The organism is Emticicia sp. GW821-FHT11C11 (assembly GCF_058808615.1).
In genome coordinates this window covers 1,002,744-1,021,642 of sequence record NZ_JBXARV010000003.1, presented here as the reverse complement: position 1 = coordinate 1,021,642, position 18,899 = coordinate 1,002,744, and the positions used below count along the sequence as shown (strand labels likewise).

Below are 18,899 nucleotides of genomic sequence, written 5' to 3'. Positions count from 1 at the left end.
GAATCAGGAATTAGTTTATTTGGAAAGAGGGAAATATTTTTTGCGTGGATAGCTAATCCCCATTACTCTACTCAAACTGTTAAAGCAATCAACCTAACCGGATATGCCTCTAACTATTTCTTCCATATGGCAGCAAGAAAAACCTAAGAACACTAATTCTTTCGGTCAGTTTCTTCAGCATTACACAAATAAATATTGTAACAAAAAAGCTTAAGGCATCAGTAAAAATATGATTACCTAAATACTTTATCAGTATTGGTCCTACCCAGTAATTGCCGATCAGGTAATGAAAAATCAATATAAAGAAACTGCTCTGACCACATGAAATGAGAATGTAGGACAGCACATCAATTTTTAAAATTGCCTTAGCAACAGTCAGAACCATACATATACCTGAAAGCGAGAAAACCAGCGTTAGTAAAAAAGGCTTGAACTGATTAGTGAATAAGCCCAATTTTATATCGAGCGGATCTTTTAATAGCAAATAGCCTATATAAATGAGACAGTTAAAAAGAAAAAAACGGGGTTTTAGCAGAACTGTCAGATAATCGTATTGACGAACCAGATAACCGGCAAAAAGAAAAAGCAAAAAGTATAACAAATTTGCGAACTTAAAAATGTACCATTCAGCTTCATAATAATTCAGCACTGAAAGCGATATCAACGACACAAAAATTGCAAACAAGAAAACATCAAGCTGACTTGCTTTCCTGATTAATACCAATGTTCTGAAAATTACCAATGAAAAAAACAGACTTACTATAAACCATACAGGCATATAAAATTTCTTTATTGCAATCAGGTTTTTATCTACCATTTCTGCAAAGCCTGTACTTTCTTTAGAAAACTTATAAGCACTGTATATAATGCATGTAAAAATAAACACCGAAAGCAATGGTTTCAATAAACCATCGGCTTTGTTCAAAAGAAACGCTTTATAACTTCTTTTGTCAGTCAAAAGATAGCCGGATATACAAATGAACAATGGAATTTTAAAAATGACGAGTAACTCCTGATTGATATAATTGAGGATGTCATGCTTTTTTATAAAACTGAAATGGGATAAAGTCATGAAGACAATACTTATTCCTTTGGCAACATCTAAGGTCAGGTCTCTTTTCAAATTCATGGCTATACTTTATATAAAGCATTCAATATACCTTTTATAACCGGCAAAATACTGTGTGCAAAGAACAGGATGCCCTTCAAAATTGAGCATTTATACGCATATAAACCAATTTATTGTTTTTTTTTATGATTGCTATAAACGAAGCCGATTGATGCAAATTTTGAAGATTACCACTTTGCCGACTTCAAAATCAATCGAAATGTCTGCTGATACCCTTCCTTCGAACACAAAACCGGAGTAATTCATCCTGAAAACCTCATTCAGCTAAAACTCCTCATTTTGTGTAGTTACCCTATTTTGTATTAGCCTTATCTTTGCTTGACAAAAAAACTTAGAAATGTCTTATTGTTTTTATATCGACCGTATGACGGGGGCTCAACAAGCGCTTCATAAAGAGTATCATGATAACCATTATGGTTTTCCGATACATGATGACAACGAGCTTTTCGGACGGCTGATCATGGAAATCAATCAGGCAGGTTTAAGCTGGGAAACCATTTTGCGCAAGGAAGAGTCGTTCAGAGTGGCTTACGACAATTTCAATATTGAAAAAGTAGCCGGTTATACCGAGGCCGACCGTGAACGCCTTATGGCCGACGCCGGGATTATCAGAAACCGGCTGAAAATTAATGCAGCCATAGAAAACGCCCGTACCATTCTGGGCTTGCAGGCCTCGCATGGTTCGTTTGAAAAATGGCTGGAAGCCAACCACCCGCGCACCAAAGACGAATGGGTGAAGTTGTTTAAGAAAACATTCCGGTTTACCGGAGGCGAAATTGTGAACGAATTTCTGATGAGCATTGGCTACCTGCCCGGCGCGCACGATGCCAATTGCCAGATATACCATAAAGTATTAGCCGAACAACCGCTTTGGAACAAGGCCGTTTAAGCGGCTCTACGATTTTTTGATTGAATCCGTCGCTTCACCGCGACAAACTTTACGCGAGCTGCAAGGGGTGGCCTGTATGGGCCGCCCGACTGCAGATTAATCTTCCTCCCCTATTCCCTGAGTTTTTTCTTTTTTCTTCCAGGCATTTCCTATTGTAAAATAGCAGAAATTGACCGACTATTGTAATAAAACCATCCGCAAATGGCTACCGATAATGAAATGCTTGCCGAAGTGCTGGAATCGCAATACAAAGCGGTCCTTACTACTCTGAGACTGGTGATTGAAAAAACACCCGACGACCTCTGGAACAGCAAAGCTTACCAGAACCCAATCTGGCAGGTGGCTTTTCATACACTATGGGCTGCTAAAATGTATTTGTCGGCTTCACCTTGGGCATTTATGCCCTGGGCAAATGCCATCCGCGGGTCTGAAAACCTGAAAGCGGCACCCACTACCGATACTATCCATACGGCTACTGAACTGCTCGGTTTTATAGATGATATCATTGCCGGCCTGCAGCGAGACATCACCACCCTACCCCTGCACGAGCCCTCGGGGTTTGAGTGGTATCCGGTGAGCAGGTTGGAACTGCATCTCATCAACATCAGGCATATTCAGCATCACTCCGCACAAATCATTGAGCGACTAAAGGCGGCAGGCATTACAGGATTCGACTGGCTGATTGAAGGCACAAAGTAACCTTACGCTATATAAACCAACCGCTGCATTTACCATTTTAGCTTTCTTATGCCTTGCTTGTTTTGTTCAGGTAATCAGCTAATTGATTGAAAGAAGCCCCGAAGCCCTCTTGCATGCTGGCATTGATAGAACGGAATCCGGCCTCTTCTTCGGCGCTGGCATCAACCGGCCGGCCTGTCATGGTTAAGGTGGTAATCCCCTTGTTTTCGCTGAAAAGCAGTCTGTAAAAAATGCGCTCGGGGATAGTAATCTCAAAAGGAGCCGGAATAACATTGGCCTGTGCATCGGCAAATGAATTGGTGAATTCAAGCAGGTCATAAGGCTTGATATTGCCAAAAACAAATCGTCCGTAATTAGTGCCATGCTCCGATTCCATCTTGAAATGGAAGATACCTCCCGGACGAAAGTCGAGACTCATAACCGAGTTTTGGGTCTGCACAGGTCCCCACCATTCGTTCATGGCTTCGGCTGTGCTGAAGGCGCCAAATACCAGTTCTTTAGGCGCATTGAATTCGTAACTGAGCACAAACTCAGCATTATCAGGCTGTTGTATCATGATCTGTATTTTTTGTAGATTGAATTTTGTGAAGGTAATTATCCAGCGCGCTGAATTTCTGTAACCAGAATTGCCGGCAATAGGTAACCCATTCAGCCACCTGAGTGAGTTCGTCTATCTTTACTTCGCAGTAGCGTTCACGCCCCTGTTTTTTGATTACAATCAGGCCACATTCCGACAGAATTTTGACATGTAGTGAAACGGCCTGACGGGTGACATCGAAATTATCGGCGATTTCGTTCACATTCAGTGGCTTTTGCACCAACATTTCTATAATCTGCCGACGCGTAGGGTCGGCAATGGCCTGAAAAACATCTCGTCTCGTTTCCATATTAAGCAATTATTTGCTTGCAAATATATAAGCAAGCATTTACTTGCGCAAATTATTTCTTGATTTTTTTGGGGAAATTTCTTAGGCTAAGGTATTATCCCTTACGTCGTTTTAAAAACTGAGGAAAGAATGTTTACTGATTAATAATTTGGGATTGAACAATTGCAGAGAATGCGTCAAAACGTTTCATTTGTCCTTCTAAATCTGTAAATCTGCCAATCCAGTTTCTATTCTCTTCCGGCAACACTTGTGTATTCTTTACTCTGACTGCTGTTCCGGTCATACACACCATTATCATGTTCCTTCCTCCTCCCAATTCAGAATAATCCACATCTATGCCAATTACTGCATTCCCTCCGAACATTACGCATTTACTTTTCAGGATATTCAGACAGTTGTCTTCTCCTTTCAGTATTTTTCTATTCATTGTTTTCGATTCCAATCCAAAGAAATCGTTCCATTCAGAAGACATTTCGCTTAAAAAACCGGTTCCCATTGTAGACTGTGCCGTTATCATACTTATTGGCTCATAATCCCATCCTTGAGGCGATTGTAAATTCAGGCAAAGTAAATTCATAATCTCCTTTTTTTGCTGTTCTCTTATTTCTAGTACCTCAAGTTTTAGTTTATCTAGTGCAATCGAATACAAGTGATGAGAGCAAGCATCACAATAAGCTTCTCTTTTATCTTGCTCTTCTAGATAATAATTGATTAAATCCGTTTTATTCTGATCAGTAAGTGCATTCGGTGAGAAAAAGGAATTGGGCGCAATTTTAGTACCACAGTTCGGGCATTTTTCCATAGGGTTGGTTTCGGTTAGGTTTGAAATAAGTGATTCTTAAAAGTACAAATTGCTACTCAGAAATACCAACAAATAAACAAAAAAGCCCCCTCACACGAGGAAGCTTTTAACCCTTACCCTAAACTAAGCTCAAAACGTCAGAATCTATTAATTCCACATGGTGCCGTGCAGACCTAAGACAATGCCCATCCAAAGACCAATGATATAGATAAGAACAGCCAGAATATTGGCCAGCACTTTTTTGCTGCCGCCTTCTATACGCAGGATATCTAACACATGATTACAAAACCCTGCGGCTGCGCCTGCTAGTGGGGTAATTACCAGGGGCTGTATCAGCCAGTATTGTCCCCAATCTGGGTGATTCGGACTAACTCTTAATACAAAAAACAGGATTACTGCCAAACCTATGGCCGTGCCGATTAATACGCGCTTAATTAACTGGGGCGTAATGCTTAATATTGATTTTAAATTGCTCTGTGCTGTCATGTTCGTTCAATGTTTTCAGATGTGATACAATAAAGATAGGTCTATTCAGGAGCCCCATTTCAGACGCTCTTTTTGTTGAAATAATTCTGTAATAAATTCCCTGCAATCCCGAATATCACTCCGTTGATAACCGAGAGAATAACCACTGCGCCCGGGGCAAGTTCATCCTCCGGTGGAATATTCGGAAGAAAGAACACCTTGAATACTGTCAGAAATCCCACCATTCCTATGGCAAAACCTATCAATTTACCTGCTTTGTTTTTCATATCGCCTATTTATTTTATTGTGAATAATATGCTTTTAAATACTTTTTATGTATTAATCCCACAGGGTACCGTCCAATCCAAGTATTATTCCCATCCACAGGCCTATGAGGTATACTACCACCGTCAATATATTGGCCAGCAGCTTTTTGCCTTCGCTCTGCGCACGAAGCCCATCCATCAGGTAATTGAATACACCTGCGGCCGCACCAGCCAGCGGAGTGATTATGAGTGGACGGATCATCCAGTACTGCCCCCATTCGGGTTTCGGGTCTTTAACAGGCAATACAAAAATTAAGATGAATACCAGACCCAGGGCCGCACCAAACAGGGCTTTTCTTATCAATGAAGGCCAATTGACCGGTGATGCTGTTACGTTGTTTTTCGATGTCATGTTCTTGTTCGTTTATGAGTAATTAATAGTTTTGAATTACTTATTTCTCTTTGGTTAAAACGCGTTCTCCGCCGTTTCGTCTGATGATCATCTGCTTATTGGCCACATCAAACTCAAAGAATATACCCGGTGGCTCTACCTTAAATTTGTTTTCGGAGGTAGCTTCCAGCGCTATCGTTTGTTGCGCATTAGGTGGTAGCGCCAGAAGTGTCTCGCCGCTTCTGGTGATAGTAAATTTCACGGGTGTTCCTTCTACAGTATAGACACCTACGTATTGGTCGAGCACTTCAGGGCTTACATAGAATGTATCAAAAGCAGGAACCTTAAATTTCTTGTTGTAGTAAATATTAGCAACGCCCTCCATTATGTTGCCGACGGGATACACCTTTGCGTTGGTGGCATAAGAAAACACCAGTTTTTCTTCCGGCAGATACGCCAGCCACGCACCGAAACCATCTACCCCACCCGTGTGCCCATAGAATGTTTTACCAGCAAAAGTGAAAGTATCCATTGCCATTTTATTCTGAATCATCAGGCTGAGGTGCTGCTGAGAAATCAGTTTTCCCTCAAACAATGCCTGTGCAAACAGTGCCATGTCGGCAGGGGTTGAAATCATAGAACCGGAGCCGAACAAAAGGCTGGGGTGTGTTTCAGGGAATTTCTGCCAGTCGATGCCATGCCGGTAAGAAAAACTTTCGTTTCTGGCGGCATCGATGCTACCTGTGGCTATGTAGGTATCCTTCATGTCGATTTTAGAGAGGATTCTGTCGTTCAACACTTTTTCATAAGGCTGACCTGCAATTTTCTCTACCACATTAGCCAACACAAAATAACCTGAGTTGCTGTAGGTGTACCTGGCATCTGGCTCAAAGTCAGGAGTACTTTTGGCCATCAGGGTCAGTATTTCTTCTTTGGGTTTACCTGCCTCACGCCAGGTTCTGAACTCCTGGTCTTCTATCAGGTTATGGATACCACTGCGATGCCCCAGTATATGGGCAATGGTAATTTTATCAGCATTGGGTATCTGTGGTAAAAACCGGCTGAGCTTGTCGGCCAGTTGCAGTTTTCCCTCTTCTACCAACTGGAAAATGAGGGTGGCCGTAAACATTTTAGTGATAGAACCAATGCGATAACGGGTAGCCGCTGTCGACAACTCCTTGCGACTGACATCGCTGTAACCTATCGACCGGGTGTACAGGGTCTCTCCGTTGCGGGCAATGAGCAGGCTGCCCATAGCCTTGTTTTTTTCGGAGAGCCTGTCAAAAAAGGCATCAAGTCTGGTTTTGTCGGGTGTCTGGGCATAACTGATGTCTGCCCACAAACCGATTGTAAATAATGTTAATAATAGCTTTTTCATAGAGATTTGAAATGACGCCTGAAACGCCGTTTTTATATTGACGAAGCAAAGTAATTGAAAGTACTTTGTATTTCAAAGTACATTGACAAAAAAATTTTCATGCCCTGTTCTTCCTTGAAAAAACAGGACATGAAATGTCTGTTTGCTCTGTTTACAAATGCTATTTACGAACAGAAACTACTAGTGCTTATAAATCCTTGCTGTTGAGCTTAACCACTTCTTTCACTTTCATTGCGTTGTCTAGTGTTATCCAGGCAAAAAGACGCTTGGAGACCACAAATTCTGCATAGCAGATATTGTTTAGTCCGTCTGAAACACTATACAGATTATTCACAATTACTCTTCTGTTCGACCAGTCAATCGACATCTTCAGTTTATTTAGTTCCGGGTTCAGGTCATACCATTCAACGCGCCTGTTGATGAAAGAAAATTGCTCGGTATTGTTAAAGGGCTGGCCTATGGTAAGGGTGTCACCCTTGCTGATCTTCAGATTTCCGACGGTGCAGGTCAGAACCCTCATCTGGTCATACTTCTGGTCGAGTTTTCTTTTTGTTGTTTGTGCGAATGCACTTGAGATACTTAATACTAGAATGATACACAGAAGCTCTTTTTTCATTGTATTGACAGGATTGTGTGTTAAACCCGAAATTCTGGAAATGACGGATATGGATAGTTGGTGAATAACTAACCTATAAACGTAATAGTTGGTTGAATATGTTGCACAAAGGCGCATTTTAAATTAGCTTGCAATTCATAATATGTGGGCATTGGCCTCATAAGCTGAACACTAAAAAACTGTTACTCAATGGAAAAACAAAAAAAGCTACTGCGCGATCGTATCGTTGAACCGACACCCGAAGTATTGAGAAATGTAATGGACGAAAACGTTTTTGCCATCTATCAGCAGATGCTGCAAATACTGACTGAATTCGGACTAAGCAATGAGTGGAATTTTTACAGAGATAATGGCGCCTGGGTATGCAAAATAGCCTATAAAAAGAAAACTATTCTGTGGCTGTCTGCCTGGGAAGGGTTTATTAAAGTGAGTTTTTATTTTACAGATAAAACGAGCATCGGTATTCTGGATGCTGACATCGACCCGGCCATAAAATCGGCTTTCGAAGTCGCCAAACCCATAGGCAAATTGCTTCCTTTGACGATTGACATCAGTAATGAAGATCAACTTGCCGATTTACGCACTATAATTGCCTACAAGAAGAGTTTGAAGTAATATGGTTTCCAGTTGAATTGTAGTAGAGCCGCAACGCATTGCGGCTTATCGTAGAATCAGGTTATTCACTAATCAGACTTGCAGGACTAATTTCTGATAAATGTATTGTGCGCACAGGCCACTGAAGCCGCATTGCAATGCGGCTCTACTATATTATAACGTTAAAATCACACCCGCAATGCCCCACGAAACCCTCTGGCGGCGTAATAAGAATCGGCGCCGTTGTGATACATCCACACGTGATTATAGCGACAGTCGCCAAAAACAGCTCCTCCGTGTTTTCTGATGGCCGGAGGTGTCAGCACCCAGCTTGAGGTTTTGGTATCAAACTTTCCCAGTTCCTGCAGGCTGCGGTATTGCTCTTCCGTTAAAATCTCAATACCCATTTCGTCAGCCATGTTGATGGCGCTATTGGCGGGTTTATGTTCTTTTCTGGCATTTAGGGCCACGTGGTCATAACAGATGCTTCTGCGGCCTTTGGGGCTCTCGTCTGAGCAATCATAGAAAATGTATTCGCTTGTGCTTTCATCATAAGTTACCACATCAGGCTCACCGCCGGTCATTTCCATTTCGTTTAGCGACCATAGTTTATCCGGGTTCGCATCGAGTTTGGCCTGTACTTTTGCCCACTCAATGCTCTTGTGGCGATTCGCGTTTTTCTCAAAACGCGTTTGCAGGGTTTTGAGTAGTTCGGTGCGTTCTCCGGCTGGTAGTTCTTTTTTAATGCTCATGGTTTGAGTTGAATAGAGGGTGGATTGGCTGTTCTGCAAATTTACTGACTAAAAGCTAAATATGCAGGCCATATCCTTTCGTGATTATTTGCTTTTTTTTCCTTTATGGTTACTTACTGACTTTAGTAATCTAAACTCTCTTCAAATAAATTCTTCACCTCCTAGTGTATTTGTACGTTTTCATATTTTTCGTTAATCAAAGAAATAACTTTATTGAACTCATCCATGTCACATTTCGGTCCCTTTTCTACTTTGATAAGCTTGAATGTAGCATACATGTGATTCAAAAGGTAAGACAATATAACTATATCCATCGTTCTTTAAGTCAGTTAATGGTTGAAGTTCATTGGCGTAATACTGGTCTGTATCTCTTTTGATTAAAAATCTAAATTCCTTCTCATTTGAAAAGCCACCTTTTATATAAAACGCACCAATCTTTGAAGTATAAGAAAAGGCAAACGGATAATCGAATTTTTCTTGAATTTCAGTAAACAAATCCCTTAACAATTCAATTTGTTGACTAGAAGAAGTATTTGAATAATAAACTTCTCTGAAATCTGGAATTCTACTTTCAATTTCAAAGGTCAACTTGACGCCCTGTCCACAAGCACCAAAATAATCCCAGAGTCTTGTATCAATATTTTCTTCGGTCGTTAGGCATAGAGCAAATATTTGGGACATTATAGTCTTGTAATCAGTCGGTTCACCTAAAAAACTAGAGTTTTGTTCATATCCGGTTAAACAATGCTCTCTGTAAAATAAACAGAATTCATTGTACTTAAAATTTTTAAGCAGACTATAAAGCCTAAACTCACTTTTCTCGATAATAGAACGACCACTAACTATATTAGTGTAATGTGAAAATGTTTTTCTTGTTGGTGTGGGATAAATCCTCTCAAAAATTAAATTAGAAAGCTTTTTATCATTAACCCCATTAATATTACCAATATATCCAGCATTGAAACGTATGTGCGTATTATCTATTTTATCTTCAATGCCATGTCTTACTAAAATTTCGTTCACCAAAGTCACAAGTGAACCAATTTCATTGATATTCTTTTGTTCCGCGATTTCTTCTTTTTCACAGTGAGCATTAAATCGAGCTAAATTATCAGCGATTTGCTGTAAAAATTCTTCCATTTTAGCGTAGTAGTTAATATTACGTATTTCATTAATAGTTCAGAATTGATTTAGTTAATAAAGTAGGGTAACTTTAACTAATTCATTAACCCAAGCTAGAACAAATGTCTACTTAAAAAGCTTCTACTTTTCGATATATGTTATCCTGATTGTGTCAAAATCTTTATGATTGGGGTTGATAAGTAATTTGTCTGTAACCATACGATAAATGTCTACAGACAAATTATTCCTATCCTATTATTATGCAGTAACCACTCTCCTGTCTGCAGGTCTGAAATACCATGAAACCACAGTCAATACAATTAGCAATGTCGGCCCGAAGAAGGCTTCAAAGGCGTTATCGCCTACCGAAATGTGGGAAAACAAGGCGCCTGTCATGGTAAAGAAGAAACCTGCGTAAGCCCATTCTTTCAATACTGGGAATTTAGGAACAAGCACCGCCACAACACCGAGGAGTTTCCAGATACCCACTATGGTAAGAAAATAAATAGGGTAACCCAGATGTGTAAAAAGATCTACCTCTTCTTTAAGATGAATAAACTGCACAATACCCGTTGACACCATGCCTAACGAAAGCCATCCGGTGGCAATCCAGTAAATGATTTTGTTTCTCTTTGCTGCTTTGTTGGTTGTTTCCATTTTTGTAGTATTTAAGTAAGTAGTAATTGAATATAAATTTTCAGTCCCGTAGGGATGGTATATCAGTAAAAAACAATGTCATAAACCAAAAGGAGTCCCATAGGGACGGTATATTATGTCGAGACTTTAATACATTATCCCTACGGGATACAGAACATCAATCAAAGCTTTGTCTTTATATTTTTGACGGAATTACGGCGAATGAATTCACCGACTATTAAAACAAAGGAACGTTTTATTATAAAGCCGACTTAAGTCGGCTGTGCATTAAAAAGGACCTTTATTTGAAAAGCCACCGAATTCATTCGGTGAAAAGCAAATAACTATTTTCAATCCTCCAGTCCCTTTCCTTCCAGAATCTTCGGTATGTATTTTTCAACCCTTGCTTCGCGGGTTTTGGATTGCTTGGCCTGCGAAAAATGAAAGATATAGGCTTTTTGCCGGCCGGGTGTCAGGGCTTCAAAGGCAGTTTTCAAGGCAGGGTTTGAGTCCAGCTTCTCCTGAAATTCATCCGGAATAACAAAATCTGAAGTCTTTTTGTAGGTCACCTTAAGGCCTGCTTTTTCAACCTCAATAGCCTCATAAATATAAGCTTTGATGATAGCTTCCCGCTCAACTATTTCCTGTATATTAACAAATCGCATCTGTCGTGCTGCCTGCACATTTTCTGTCTGCTGAATCAGCAACCCGTCGGCATTACTCATCAGCGCACCTTTAAAAAACAGCAGCGCGCAGTATTCTTTGAAGCCATGGATCAGCACAATGTTATTGCTTTGAAAGGTATAACAAGGGGTTCCCCATTTCAACTCTTCGGTTAGCCCGCAGTCCAGCACAATCAATCTCAGTTTTTCGTATTCTTCCTGCCATTGAGTGGCCTTATCAAAAAAGAAATCAACCTTCTGATTCCTACTGCCTTTTTCCATCCTGTCTTATTTTAGTTTGCTTACTATATCTTCCAGACGACCATGCGCCATGTTCAAGCCATATTCAAACGGCAATTTCAGTTGTTGGTCACGCAACGCCACCGATTTATAGATTATCTGCATCGTAAATTTACTGGTGTTGTCAGTCAGTTTTTCGAATTCCAGAAACTCAAGTTGCACATCAAATGCCGCATTGTGCATCTGGAAAGTACGGACAATCCGCCTGTTGGGCTCAAACTCATGAATAGTACCATGCGCCTCAAACAACACATTGCCATGCCCGTCACTGGTTTCAAAGTGCCAGCGGCCATACTTTTCATTTTCCAGTTTCAATACTTTGGTGCCCATCCATTGCGCTACAATTTCGGGGTCGGTATAGGCTTTAAAGAGTAAGTCCAGTGGTAAATCAAATTCGCGGGTTATTGTCAGTTCCTGCTTGCCTGCTTCGGCATGTACTTTGGTTTTGCGTTCCATATCTTACTGGTTTTTTGCTTGATAGTTTTTCATGATAGCTTCCAGCTTATTAAACCTGTCGTCCCATATTTTGCGAAATGGCTCAATAAATTCGGCTATTTCTTTCATTTTTTCAATATTGATATGATAATAAATTTCTCTGCCGTTTTGCTCCTGTGCCAGCAATTCACACTCGGTGAGTATCTGCAGGTGCTTCGAAACGGTCGGCCGGGCAGTATCAAAATTGGCAGCAATGGCTCCCGCTGTCATCGATTGGGTGGCCACCAGCAACAATATCGCCCGTCTGGTGGGATCGGCTATAGCCTGAAAAACATCTCTCCTTAAATTCATTGCGTAGTTATTTGACTACAAATATATATGTAGTTATTTAACTACGCAAATTTTTTTATTGTTTTCATGCTACTACTACCCTGTCTTCACGCAATTGGTAATCAATTATTAGAAAAAAACATTAAATTTGATTTTAATCTTCCCCATCAATCAGGCCTTAACCAGCCTGTCCACCCAGCCGAAATACCTTAAAAGCATCAGATTTAAACCTAAACAAAAAAAACATGAAGAAAAATACACTCAAAAGCATTGGGGCTATCTTTGCCGGCTTTGTTCTGGTGGTGATTATGTCTATTCTGACAGACCTGATAATGGTAAGCACCGGGTTAATGAAGGATCCATTTGACTTAAACACCACTGGCTTTATTATTTTTGTGATTGCCTACCGGAGTTTTTACAGTGTCATCGGCTCGTATCTGACCGCTGCACTTGCTCCCACCAAACCTTTAAAACACTCAATGATAGGCGGAATCATCGGGTTTATCTTAACCATCATCGGCTTGATTGTGATGTGGGACACCCCACCCCATTGGTACCCGATAAGCCTAATCGTAACAGCTTTGCCCTGTGCCTGGCTAGGCGGACAACTATTTATTATTAGAATCAGGCAGAAACACCAATGAAAACAAAACTCTCAGACACTGAGCAGGTAACAAAACACATTCAACAACTGGAACCCCCGCTAGCCGAAGTGATTGAAACCCTTCGGCAGATTATTCTAAGTACCGACTCCGAAATAGGAGAACGAATAAAATGGAACAATCCGAGCTTTTACTATACGGGCAAAATGAAAGCATTTGACCCGAAAGAATACAAAAGAGATTTAATAGTGATGAACCTCTATAAAAACAGAATAATGCTGGTGTTTCCGAGTGGCGCAAAGGTAAATGACCAATCGGGGCTTCTGGAAGGAGATTATAAAGACGGCCGCCGGATTACGGTTTTCAGGGATTTGGAACATGTGCACGAAAAACGACAGGATTTACAGCGTATCATTCAAACCTGGTTGCAGTTAGTTGATAAGTAAATGGTTGGGCTTCAGCCGATTACTGGCGCGCCTGGCTATTTCATCCAAGCGTTTTTGTCTTGTTTCAGGTCTTCGGGCCAGTACTAGCCATTGTAAAATACTCTTCCTGACCGATTTACTCAAACTCAGAAAATAGTCTTCTGCGCCGGGTCTGGTACCAAAAGCCTCGATCAGGTCGGTCGGAATTGTCAGTTCTTCTACCTCGTCGAGCATTGTCCAATACCCATTCTGTTTTGCGATTTCAATACTTTCTATCCCTGCCCGGGTCATTAAACCTTTGTCTGTCAGACTTTGTATTTTTGCCTTGTTTATTTTCGACCAGACGCTTCTTGGCTTTCTTCTGCAAAAAAATTGCATAAACTTATCGTCGCCGGCTGACACACGGGTGCTGTCTATCCAGCCAAAACAAAGGGCCTCGTCAACCGCATCGCTGTGAACTATAGTTGGCAGGTCGGCCTTCTTCTTATAACAAACTACCCATACCGATTGCTTTACAAGATGATTCTCCTGCAGCCATTGCCGCCAGTCTGCACTGCTTTGGGGATAAAATGTTTCTACTTGTTCCTTTTTCATGGTTTTTTGTTGTTAATCTCGTTTTAAATGATGTACTTATTCAAAGTAAAATCAGGTTATGCGGCAAAGCTAAATCGACCTAATGACAACCCTGTGTCAGGGGTTAAATCTTTATCGAAATATTTTAACAACATAAGCTGATGCGGATTGATTCGTACGAACGATTTGTTTTAGGTGACTGACAAGGGCTCGATTATGATTATAGATAAAATCTAACAAATCATAGAATTTATTGATTTTGATTATTATACGTAATCAGATACCTTTACAACATCATACGATTTAAATATTATTCACAATCTATAAATTTTAGAATCCATGGAAAACGAATCTGGAGATATCAGCAAATGCCCGTTTCATAACGGCACAATGAAACAGAATACAGGTGGTGGCGGTACCAGAAACCGCGACTGGTGGCCTAATCAGTTGAAATTGAATATTCTGCGCCAGCACTCGTCTTTGTCTGATCCGATGGATACAGATTTTGACTATGCCGAAGCCTTCAAAAGCCTCGACCTCGCAGCTGTGAAACATGATCTTCATGCCTTAATGACCGACTCGCAGGACTGGTGGCCGGCGGATTTCGGGCACTATGGCCCTTTGTTTATCCGTATGGCGTGGCACAGTGCAGGTACCTACCGTGTGGGTGACGGCCGTGGAGGCGCCGGAGCCGGACAACAACGTTTTGCGCCTTTGAACAGCTGGCCGGATAACGTGAGCCTCGATAAGGCCCGCCGTTTACTGTGGCCGATCAAGCAAAAATATGGTAACAAAATATCATGGGCCGACTTATTGATTCTGACCGGAAACGTGGCTCTGGAATCGATGGGCTTTAAAACTTTCGGTTTTGCCGGTGGACGTGCCGACGTATGGGAACCACAGGAAGATGTGTACTGGGGTGCTGAAAAAACCTGGCTGGGTGGTGACCTGCGCTATGCGCAAGGTTCGGACGGTGTACCGAAAGAGCACGGCGTGGTGTCGTCAGACGATAACGCGGATGGACAAATTCACACCCGTGATCTGGAAAAACCATTGGCAGCCGTACAGATGGGTTTGATTTATGTAAACCCGGAAGGACCGGACGGTAACCCCGACCCTATTGCAGCAGCTAAGGACATCCGTGATACTTTTGGCCGCATGGCAATGAACGACGAAGAAACCGTTGCCCTGATAGCCGGCGGACATAGCTTTGGTAAAACGCACGGTGCGGCTCCTTCGAGCCACGTAGGCAAAGAGCCGGAAGCAGCGGGCATTGAATTGCAGGGCCTGGGCTGGAAAAGCAGCTTCGGCTCCGGTGCAGGTGCTGATGCCATTACCAGTGGACTGGAAGTAACCTGGACAACAACTCCAACGCAATGGAGCAACAATTTCTTCGAAAACCTGTTCGCCTTTGAGTGGGAATTGACTAAAAGCCCGGCAGGAGCACACCAATGGGTAGCTAAAAATGCCGAAAGCATTATTCCGCATGCTTTCGACAGCTCGAAAAAACAATTGCCTACTATGCTTACTACCGACTTATCGTTAAGATTTGACCCGGTTTATGAGAAAATATCACGTCGTTTCCTTGAAAACCCTGATGCCTTTGCTGATGCATTTGCCCGTGCGTGGTTTAAATTAACCCACCGCGATATGGGCCCGCGTGCCCGTTACCTGGGTCCGGAAGTGCCTGAGGAAGTACTCATCTGGCAAGACCCTATCCCGGCAGTTGACCATGAACTGGTAAACGAAAGCGATGTGGCTGCATTGAAAGCAAAAGTGCTGGAGTCTGGCCTGAGCGTATCTGAACTGGTATCTACGGCATGGGCTTCTGCCTCTACTTTCCGTGGGTCTGACAAACGCGGTGGTGCCAATGGTGCACGCATCCGCCTGGCTCCGCAAAGATACTGGCAGGTAAACAACCCGGCGCAGTTGCAAAAAGTGTTGGGTGTGTTGGAAGGTATTCAGAAGGACTTCCAGACTGGTGGCAAGAAGATTTCAATTGCTGACCTGATTGTGCTGGCAGGCGCTGCCGGTATTGAAAAGGCTGCCAAAGATGCCGGACACTACATCACCGTGCCGTTTACCCCCGGACGTATGGATGCCTCTCAGGAACAGACTGATGTAGAGTCAGTAAGTTTCCTTGAGCCGCAAGCCGATGGTTTCCGTAACTACCGCAAAGCGAGATTCACGGTATCAACCGAAGAATTATTGATTGATAAAGCCCAATTGTTGACACTGACAGCCCCTGAACTGACGGTACTGGTAGGTGGTTTGCGTGTGTTGGGTACCAATTTCGACGGTTCGAAACACGGCGTGTTCACCGACCGCCCGGGTCAGTTGACGAACGATTTCTTTGTGAATCTGCTCGACATGAGCACTGCCTGGAAGGCGGCATCACAAGACAGAGAGTTATACGAAGGAACTGACCGTGCGACAGGCGATTTCAAATGGACTGCCACCCGTGCCGACCTGGTATTTGGCTCGAACTCAGAACTTAGAGCCGTTGCCGAGGTTTACGGCAGCTCCGACGGAGAGGCCAAATTCGTAAAAGACTTTGTAGCCACCTGGATCAAAGTAATGAATCTGGACAGATTTGATTTGGCTTGACAATAGTTTAGTGAATAGCAAAAGCAGCCTTCGGTAACGGGGGCTGCTTTTTTTTGATAGCATTACGTCTTCGAGGGTATGTATAATCTATTATAGTATTTCGGTTTAGCTGAATCGAAATTGAGTCATTATGTCACTCACTTTGAACGCTGATAGTTGGTTGCAGTTTCTACGATTCCGTTCAAAGAACGGATGACACACCGACTAAATGGAGAACATTTAGCCGAACTGGGGAGTGATAGCATTTCGTAGAGACGTAATGCATTACGTCTCTGAATGCCCATCTAATCCGTTACACCATCCTATTAAAAATATATTTGACATTCACAGCCCCCTGAAGCCGTATGCAATACGGCTCTACAAAAAATATTTCCCTCCCCATTTGAGCTTTTCAATAAACTAAAACGAGCCATTCAGGAAACCTGCCGGTAGTGGGTATGCGTAATTTTGTATCAACAAATAAACAGCATATTCATCTTTTAAAATTGGTTGTTATGAATGATAAATCGTTGATACTGGTGGTTGGTGGTACCGGCACGCAGGGGGGCAACGTGGCCAGAGAATTGTTAAAACACGGCTACCGGGTTCGGGTGTTGTCGAGGAATCCGGCATCTGCTGCTGCTTTGCAAATTGCACAGCAGGGTGCGGAAGTAATACAGGGCGATCTGGGTGATGTGGCTTCACTGGCGGTGGCTTTAGACGGCGCTACGGCTGTATTCTCGGTTCCGTTTGTAGACCTGACCGACCTCTCGGCAGAAACCCGAAATGTATCAAATCTGGTTCGGGCGGCACAGGCTGCCGGAGTGCAGCAGGTTGTACACTCATCCGTGGTGGGGAGTAACGCTTCTCCGCGGTGGGATAAATCACCTGTTCTTTTACGCAACTGGGAAAATAAATATGAAGCCGAAGAGCTTGTCCGTCAGGGAGGATTCCGGTACTGGACTATCCTGCACCCTAGTTGGTTTATGGAAAATTTCAAGCAACCACTCGCTTCATATATGGCGCCTGAATTAAAACAAGGGAAATTGTTCGGGATGATTCGTACCGATGTGCCCATTAAATTAAGCTGCGGAGAAGACATTGCTCAATTTACCAGAGCCGCTTTTGAAGACCCCGAGCGTTTTCATACCAAAGACATCAACATAGCCGGAGAAGAGCTTACGATGGTTGAGGTTGCCGCCCAATTAAGCGAAGTACTGGGCAAAAAGGTGGTATACGAAGAGATAACCGCCGAAGAGGGCGTACAACGCGGGCTACTGGAAGGAACCGCGCAGTCGCACCAGTGGATGAACGAAGTACCCGGCTGGGGTTTCGACCTGAATGAAACCAAAGCCTACGGTATTCCGTTAAAATCTCTGAGAGAATGGCTCACAGAAAACAAAGACCGTATAGACATTGATTAAGTCGGATAAATACATAACCTACTCATTGAGTCTTTTGATTTTTGAGTAGGTTTATGTAACAACAAGCAACCAATGATAACCCCATCAGCGAAAGACGATATTGCATTTAGCCATGCCGGGCGAGACGTGGTTTATTATTTGACCAATCCGCAGGCCTGTGTGCATCATATACAGAAAGAGCATATTCTGGCGTATGTGTATTCGGGAGAATTATGGCTGCAGGATGGCGCAAAGGAAATGGTGGTCTGTGGGCAAAGCAGTGTTTTTATACGCAAAAATCATCGCATCAGGTTTGCATTCAGGCAGGGCAAAGACGAACAGATAAAAATTGTATTTTTGGTACTAAACAGGAATACGCTGCTGCGCTTTTATCAGCAAATGGATAAGACGCTGCTGCCTGAAGTCAATAAAAGTTTTAAGGAAAGCTTTCTTAAAATTCCTTCGGGCGTGGATATTGAAAGTCTGTTTCTATCTCTGATTCCATACATTGATGCTTCTCGCCAACTGCCTGACCCGACAATGGAATTGAAGTTGACCGAGGCTATCTATGCTCTGCTACGCACCGATAAGCGGGTGGTAACCACGCTATGTGATTTTGCTGAACCCTGGAAGATAGACATCCTCGACTTTCTGAATAACAATTTCATGTACGACCTTTCGCTGAAAGAGATGGCCTTGTACACAGGGCGAAGTGTGGCTACCTTTAAAAGAGATTTCACGAAAATCAGTGAACTTTCTCCACAGAAATGGATAACCAGAAAAAGGTTGGAGGCCGCACAACAACAGTTGAAAGAAGGCAGACGGGTTTCTGACATATACCTCGACCTCGGGTTTATGAGCCTCTCCCATTTTTCTACTGCCTACAAAAAAGAATACGGCATGGCGCCAACAAGGGCCTGATTAAGTAGAGACACTTACACGCTCCTATACAGGCAA

At 42.5% G+C, this 18,899-nt stretch carries 24 protein-coding genes; 8 read left to right on the top strand and 16 right to left on the bottom strand.

Annotated elements, in window-relative coordinates; translation table 11 throughout:
* Window positions 1-109 precede the first annotated feature (109 nt).
* Entirely contained in the window at window positions 110-1,129 is a 1,020-nt protein-coding gene (locus AC1RRY_RS19620; protein ID WP_492821414.1) for an acyltransferase family protein, read from the bottom strand.
* A gap of 337 nt (window positions 1,130-1,466) precedes the next feature.
* Here AC1RRY_RS19620 and AC1RRY_RS19615 point away from each other — a divergent pair, with 337 nt between their 5' ends.
* Entirely contained in the window at window positions 1,467-2,018 is a 552-nt protein-coding gene (locus tag AC1RRY_RS19615; protein WP_492821416.1) for a DNA-3-methyladenine glycosylase I, read from the top strand.
* Between the two features lie 201 nt (window positions 2,019-2,219).
* Window positions 2,220-2,717: a DinB family protein gene (locus tag AC1RRY_RS19610; RefSeq protein ID WP_492821418.1), complete on the top strand. Its 498-nt coding sequence runs from the start codon at window positions 2,220-2,222 to the stop codon at window positions 2,715-2,717.
* A 46-nt stretch (window positions 2,718-2,763) separates the two neighbouring features.
* On the opposite strand, the gene AC1RRY_RS19605 is transcribed toward AC1RRY_RS19610, so the two are convergent.
* The 8 genes from AC1RRY_RS19605 to AC1RRY_RS19570 form a co-directional block, all read right to left on the bottom strand.
* Complete coding sequence (locus AC1RRY_RS19605) at window positions 2,764-3,273, bottom strand: SRPBCC family protein (RefSeq protein WP_492821420.1); 510 nt, start codon at window positions 3,271-3,273, stop codon at window positions 2,764-2,766.
* Window positions 3,257-3,604 carry an ArsR/SmtB family transcription factor gene (locus AC1RRY_RS19600; protein ID WP_492821422.1) on the bottom strand — a complete coding sequence of 116 codons (348 nt, stop codon included), beginning with the start codon at window positions 3,602-3,604 and terminating at the stop codon, window positions 3,257-3,259. Before AC1RRY_RS19600 ends, AC1RRY_RS19605 begins: the two co-directional genes overlap by 17 nt.
* A 133-nt stretch (window positions 3,605-3,737) precedes the next feature.
* Window positions 3,738-4,406, bottom strand: coding sequence for a heavy metal-binding domain-containing protein (locus tag AC1RRY_RS19595; RefSeq protein ID WP_492821424.1), 669 nt, complete (start codon window positions 4,404-4,406; stop codon window positions 3,738-3,740).
* A gap of 147 nt (window positions 4,407-4,553) precedes the next feature.
* Entirely contained in the window at window positions 4,554-4,892 is a 339-nt protein-coding gene (locus AC1RRY_RS19590; protein WP_492821426.1) for a potassium transporter KefB, read from the bottom strand.
* 59 nt (window positions 4,893-4,951) lie between these two features.
* Window positions 4,952-5,158, bottom strand: a complete 207-nt coding sequence (locus AC1RRY_RS19585) for a hypothetical protein (protein WP_492821428.1) — start codon at window positions 5,156-5,158, stop codon at window positions 4,952-4,954.
* Between the two features lie 52 nt (window positions 5,159-5,210).
* Entirely contained in the window at window positions 5,211-5,549 is a 339-nt protein-coding gene (locus AC1RRY_RS19580) for a potassium transporter KefB (RefSeq protein WP_492821430.1), read from the bottom strand.
* A gap of 40 nt (window positions 5,550-5,589) precedes the next feature.
* The gene (locus AC1RRY_RS19575) at window positions 5,590-6,906 is read right to left on the bottom strand and encodes a serine hydrolase domain-containing protein (RefSeq protein WP_492821432.1); all 1,317 of its coding nucleotides are present in this window, start codon (window positions 6,904-6,906) and stop codon (window positions 5,590-5,592) included.
* 187 nt (window positions 6,907-7,093) lie between these two features.
* Window positions 7,094-7,522 (bottom strand): hypothetical protein, encoded by a 429-nt coding sequence (locus AC1RRY_RS19570; RefSeq protein ID WP_492821434.1) that lies wholly within the window; start codon window positions 7,520-7,522, stop codon window positions 7,094-7,096.
* 189 nt (window positions 7,523-7,711) lie between these two features.
* On the opposite strand from AC1RRY_RS19570, the gene AC1RRY_RS19565 reads away from it, so the two are divergent.
* Window positions 7,712-8,137, top strand: a complete 426-nt coding sequence (locus AC1RRY_RS19565; protein ID WP_492821436.1) for a DUF3788 family protein — start codon at window positions 7,712-7,714, stop codon at window positions 8,135-8,137.
* 167 nt (window positions 8,138-8,304) lie between these two features.
* Here the strand turns inward: AC1RRY_RS19565 and AC1RRY_RS19560 are convergent, their stop codons facing one another.
* The 6 genes from AC1RRY_RS19560 to AC1RRY_RS19535 form a co-directional block, all read right to left on the bottom strand.
* On the bottom strand, window positions 8,305-8,868 hold the full coding sequence (locus tag AC1RRY_RS19560; RefSeq protein ID WP_492821438.1) for a DUF4256 domain-containing protein: 564 nt from the start codon (window positions 8,866-8,868) through the stop codon (window positions 8,305-8,307).
* Window positions 8,869-9,096: 228 nt separating this feature from the next.
* Window positions 9,097-10,008 (bottom strand): hypothetical protein, encoded by a 912-nt coding sequence (locus AC1RRY_RS19555; RefSeq protein WP_492821439.1) that lies wholly within the window; start codon window positions 10,006-10,008, stop codon window positions 9,097-9,099.
* A 240-nt stretch (window positions 10,009-10,248) separates the two neighbouring features.
* On the bottom strand, window positions 10,249-10,647 hold the full coding sequence (locus tag AC1RRY_RS19550; RefSeq protein WP_492821441.1) for a DoxX family protein: 399 nt from the start codon (window positions 10,645-10,647) through the stop codon (window positions 10,249-10,251).
* 329 nt (window positions 10,648-10,976) lie between these two features.
* A complete protein-coding gene (locus tag AC1RRY_RS19545; RefSeq protein ID WP_492821443.1) occupies window positions 10,977-11,570 on the bottom strand; it encodes a YdeI/OmpD-associated family protein in 594 nt (197 codons plus the stop codon).
* Window positions 11,571-11,576: 6 nt separating this feature from the next.
* Window positions 11,577-12,044, bottom strand: coding sequence for an SRPBCC domain-containing protein (locus AC1RRY_RS19540; protein ID WP_492821445.1), 468 nt, complete (start codon window positions 12,042-12,044; stop codon window positions 11,577-11,579).
* A gap of 3 nt (window positions 12,045-12,047) precedes the next feature.
* Window positions 12,048-12,374, bottom strand: coding sequence for an ArsR/SmtB family transcription factor (locus AC1RRY_RS19535; protein WP_492821447.1), 327 nt, complete (start codon window positions 12,372-12,374; stop codon window positions 12,048-12,050).
* Between the two features lie 224 nt (window positions 12,375-12,598).
* Between AC1RRY_RS19535 and AC1RRY_RS19530 the strand changes: the two genes are divergently transcribed.
* Window positions 12,599-12,997, top strand: a complete 399-nt coding sequence (locus tag AC1RRY_RS19530; protein WP_492821449.1) for a hypothetical protein — start codon at window positions 12,599-12,601, stop codon at window positions 12,995-12,997.
* Window positions 12,994-13,401 (top strand): DUF1801 domain-containing protein, encoded by a 408-nt coding sequence (locus AC1RRY_RS19525; protein WP_492821451.1) that lies wholly within the window; start codon window positions 12,994-12,996, stop codon window positions 13,399-13,401. The genes AC1RRY_RS19530 and AC1RRY_RS19525 overlap by 4 nt, the downstream gene beginning before the upstream one ends.
* On the opposite strand, the gene AC1RRY_RS19520 is transcribed toward AC1RRY_RS19525, so the two are convergent.
* A complete protein-coding gene (locus AC1RRY_RS19520; RefSeq protein WP_492821452.1) occupies window positions 13,387-13,974 on the bottom strand; it encodes a YdeI/OmpD-associated family protein in 588 nt (195 codons plus the stop codon). The two genes, AC1RRY_RS19525 and AC1RRY_RS19520, sit on opposite strands and share 15 nt — an antisense overlap.
* A gap of 318 nt (window positions 13,975-14,292) precedes the next feature.
* Between AC1RRY_RS19520 and katG the strand changes: the two genes are divergently transcribed.
* From katG to AC1RRY_RS19505, 3 genes are all read left to right on the top strand, one after another.
* Window positions 14,293-16,560, top strand: coding sequence for a catalase/peroxidase HPI (katG, locus tag AC1RRY_RS19515; protein WP_492821453.1), 2,268 nt, complete (start codon window positions 14,293-14,295; stop codon window positions 16,558-16,560).
* A gap of 494 nt (window positions 16,561-17,054) precedes the next feature.
* Window positions 17,055-17,963 carry an NmrA family NAD(P)-binding protein gene (locus AC1RRY_RS19510; RefSeq protein ID WP_492821454.1) on the top strand — a complete coding sequence of 303 codons (909 nt, stop codon included), beginning with the start codon at window positions 17,055-17,057 and terminating at the stop codon, window positions 17,961-17,963.
* 72 nt (window positions 17,964-18,035) lie between these two features.
* The gene (locus tag AC1RRY_RS19505) at window positions 18,036-18,863 is read left to right on the top strand and encodes a helix-turn-helix domain-containing protein (RefSeq protein WP_492821455.1); all 828 of its coding nucleotides are present in this window, start codon (window positions 18,036-18,038) and stop codon (window positions 18,861-18,863) included.
* Window positions 18,864-18,899: the final 36 nt, after the last annotated feature.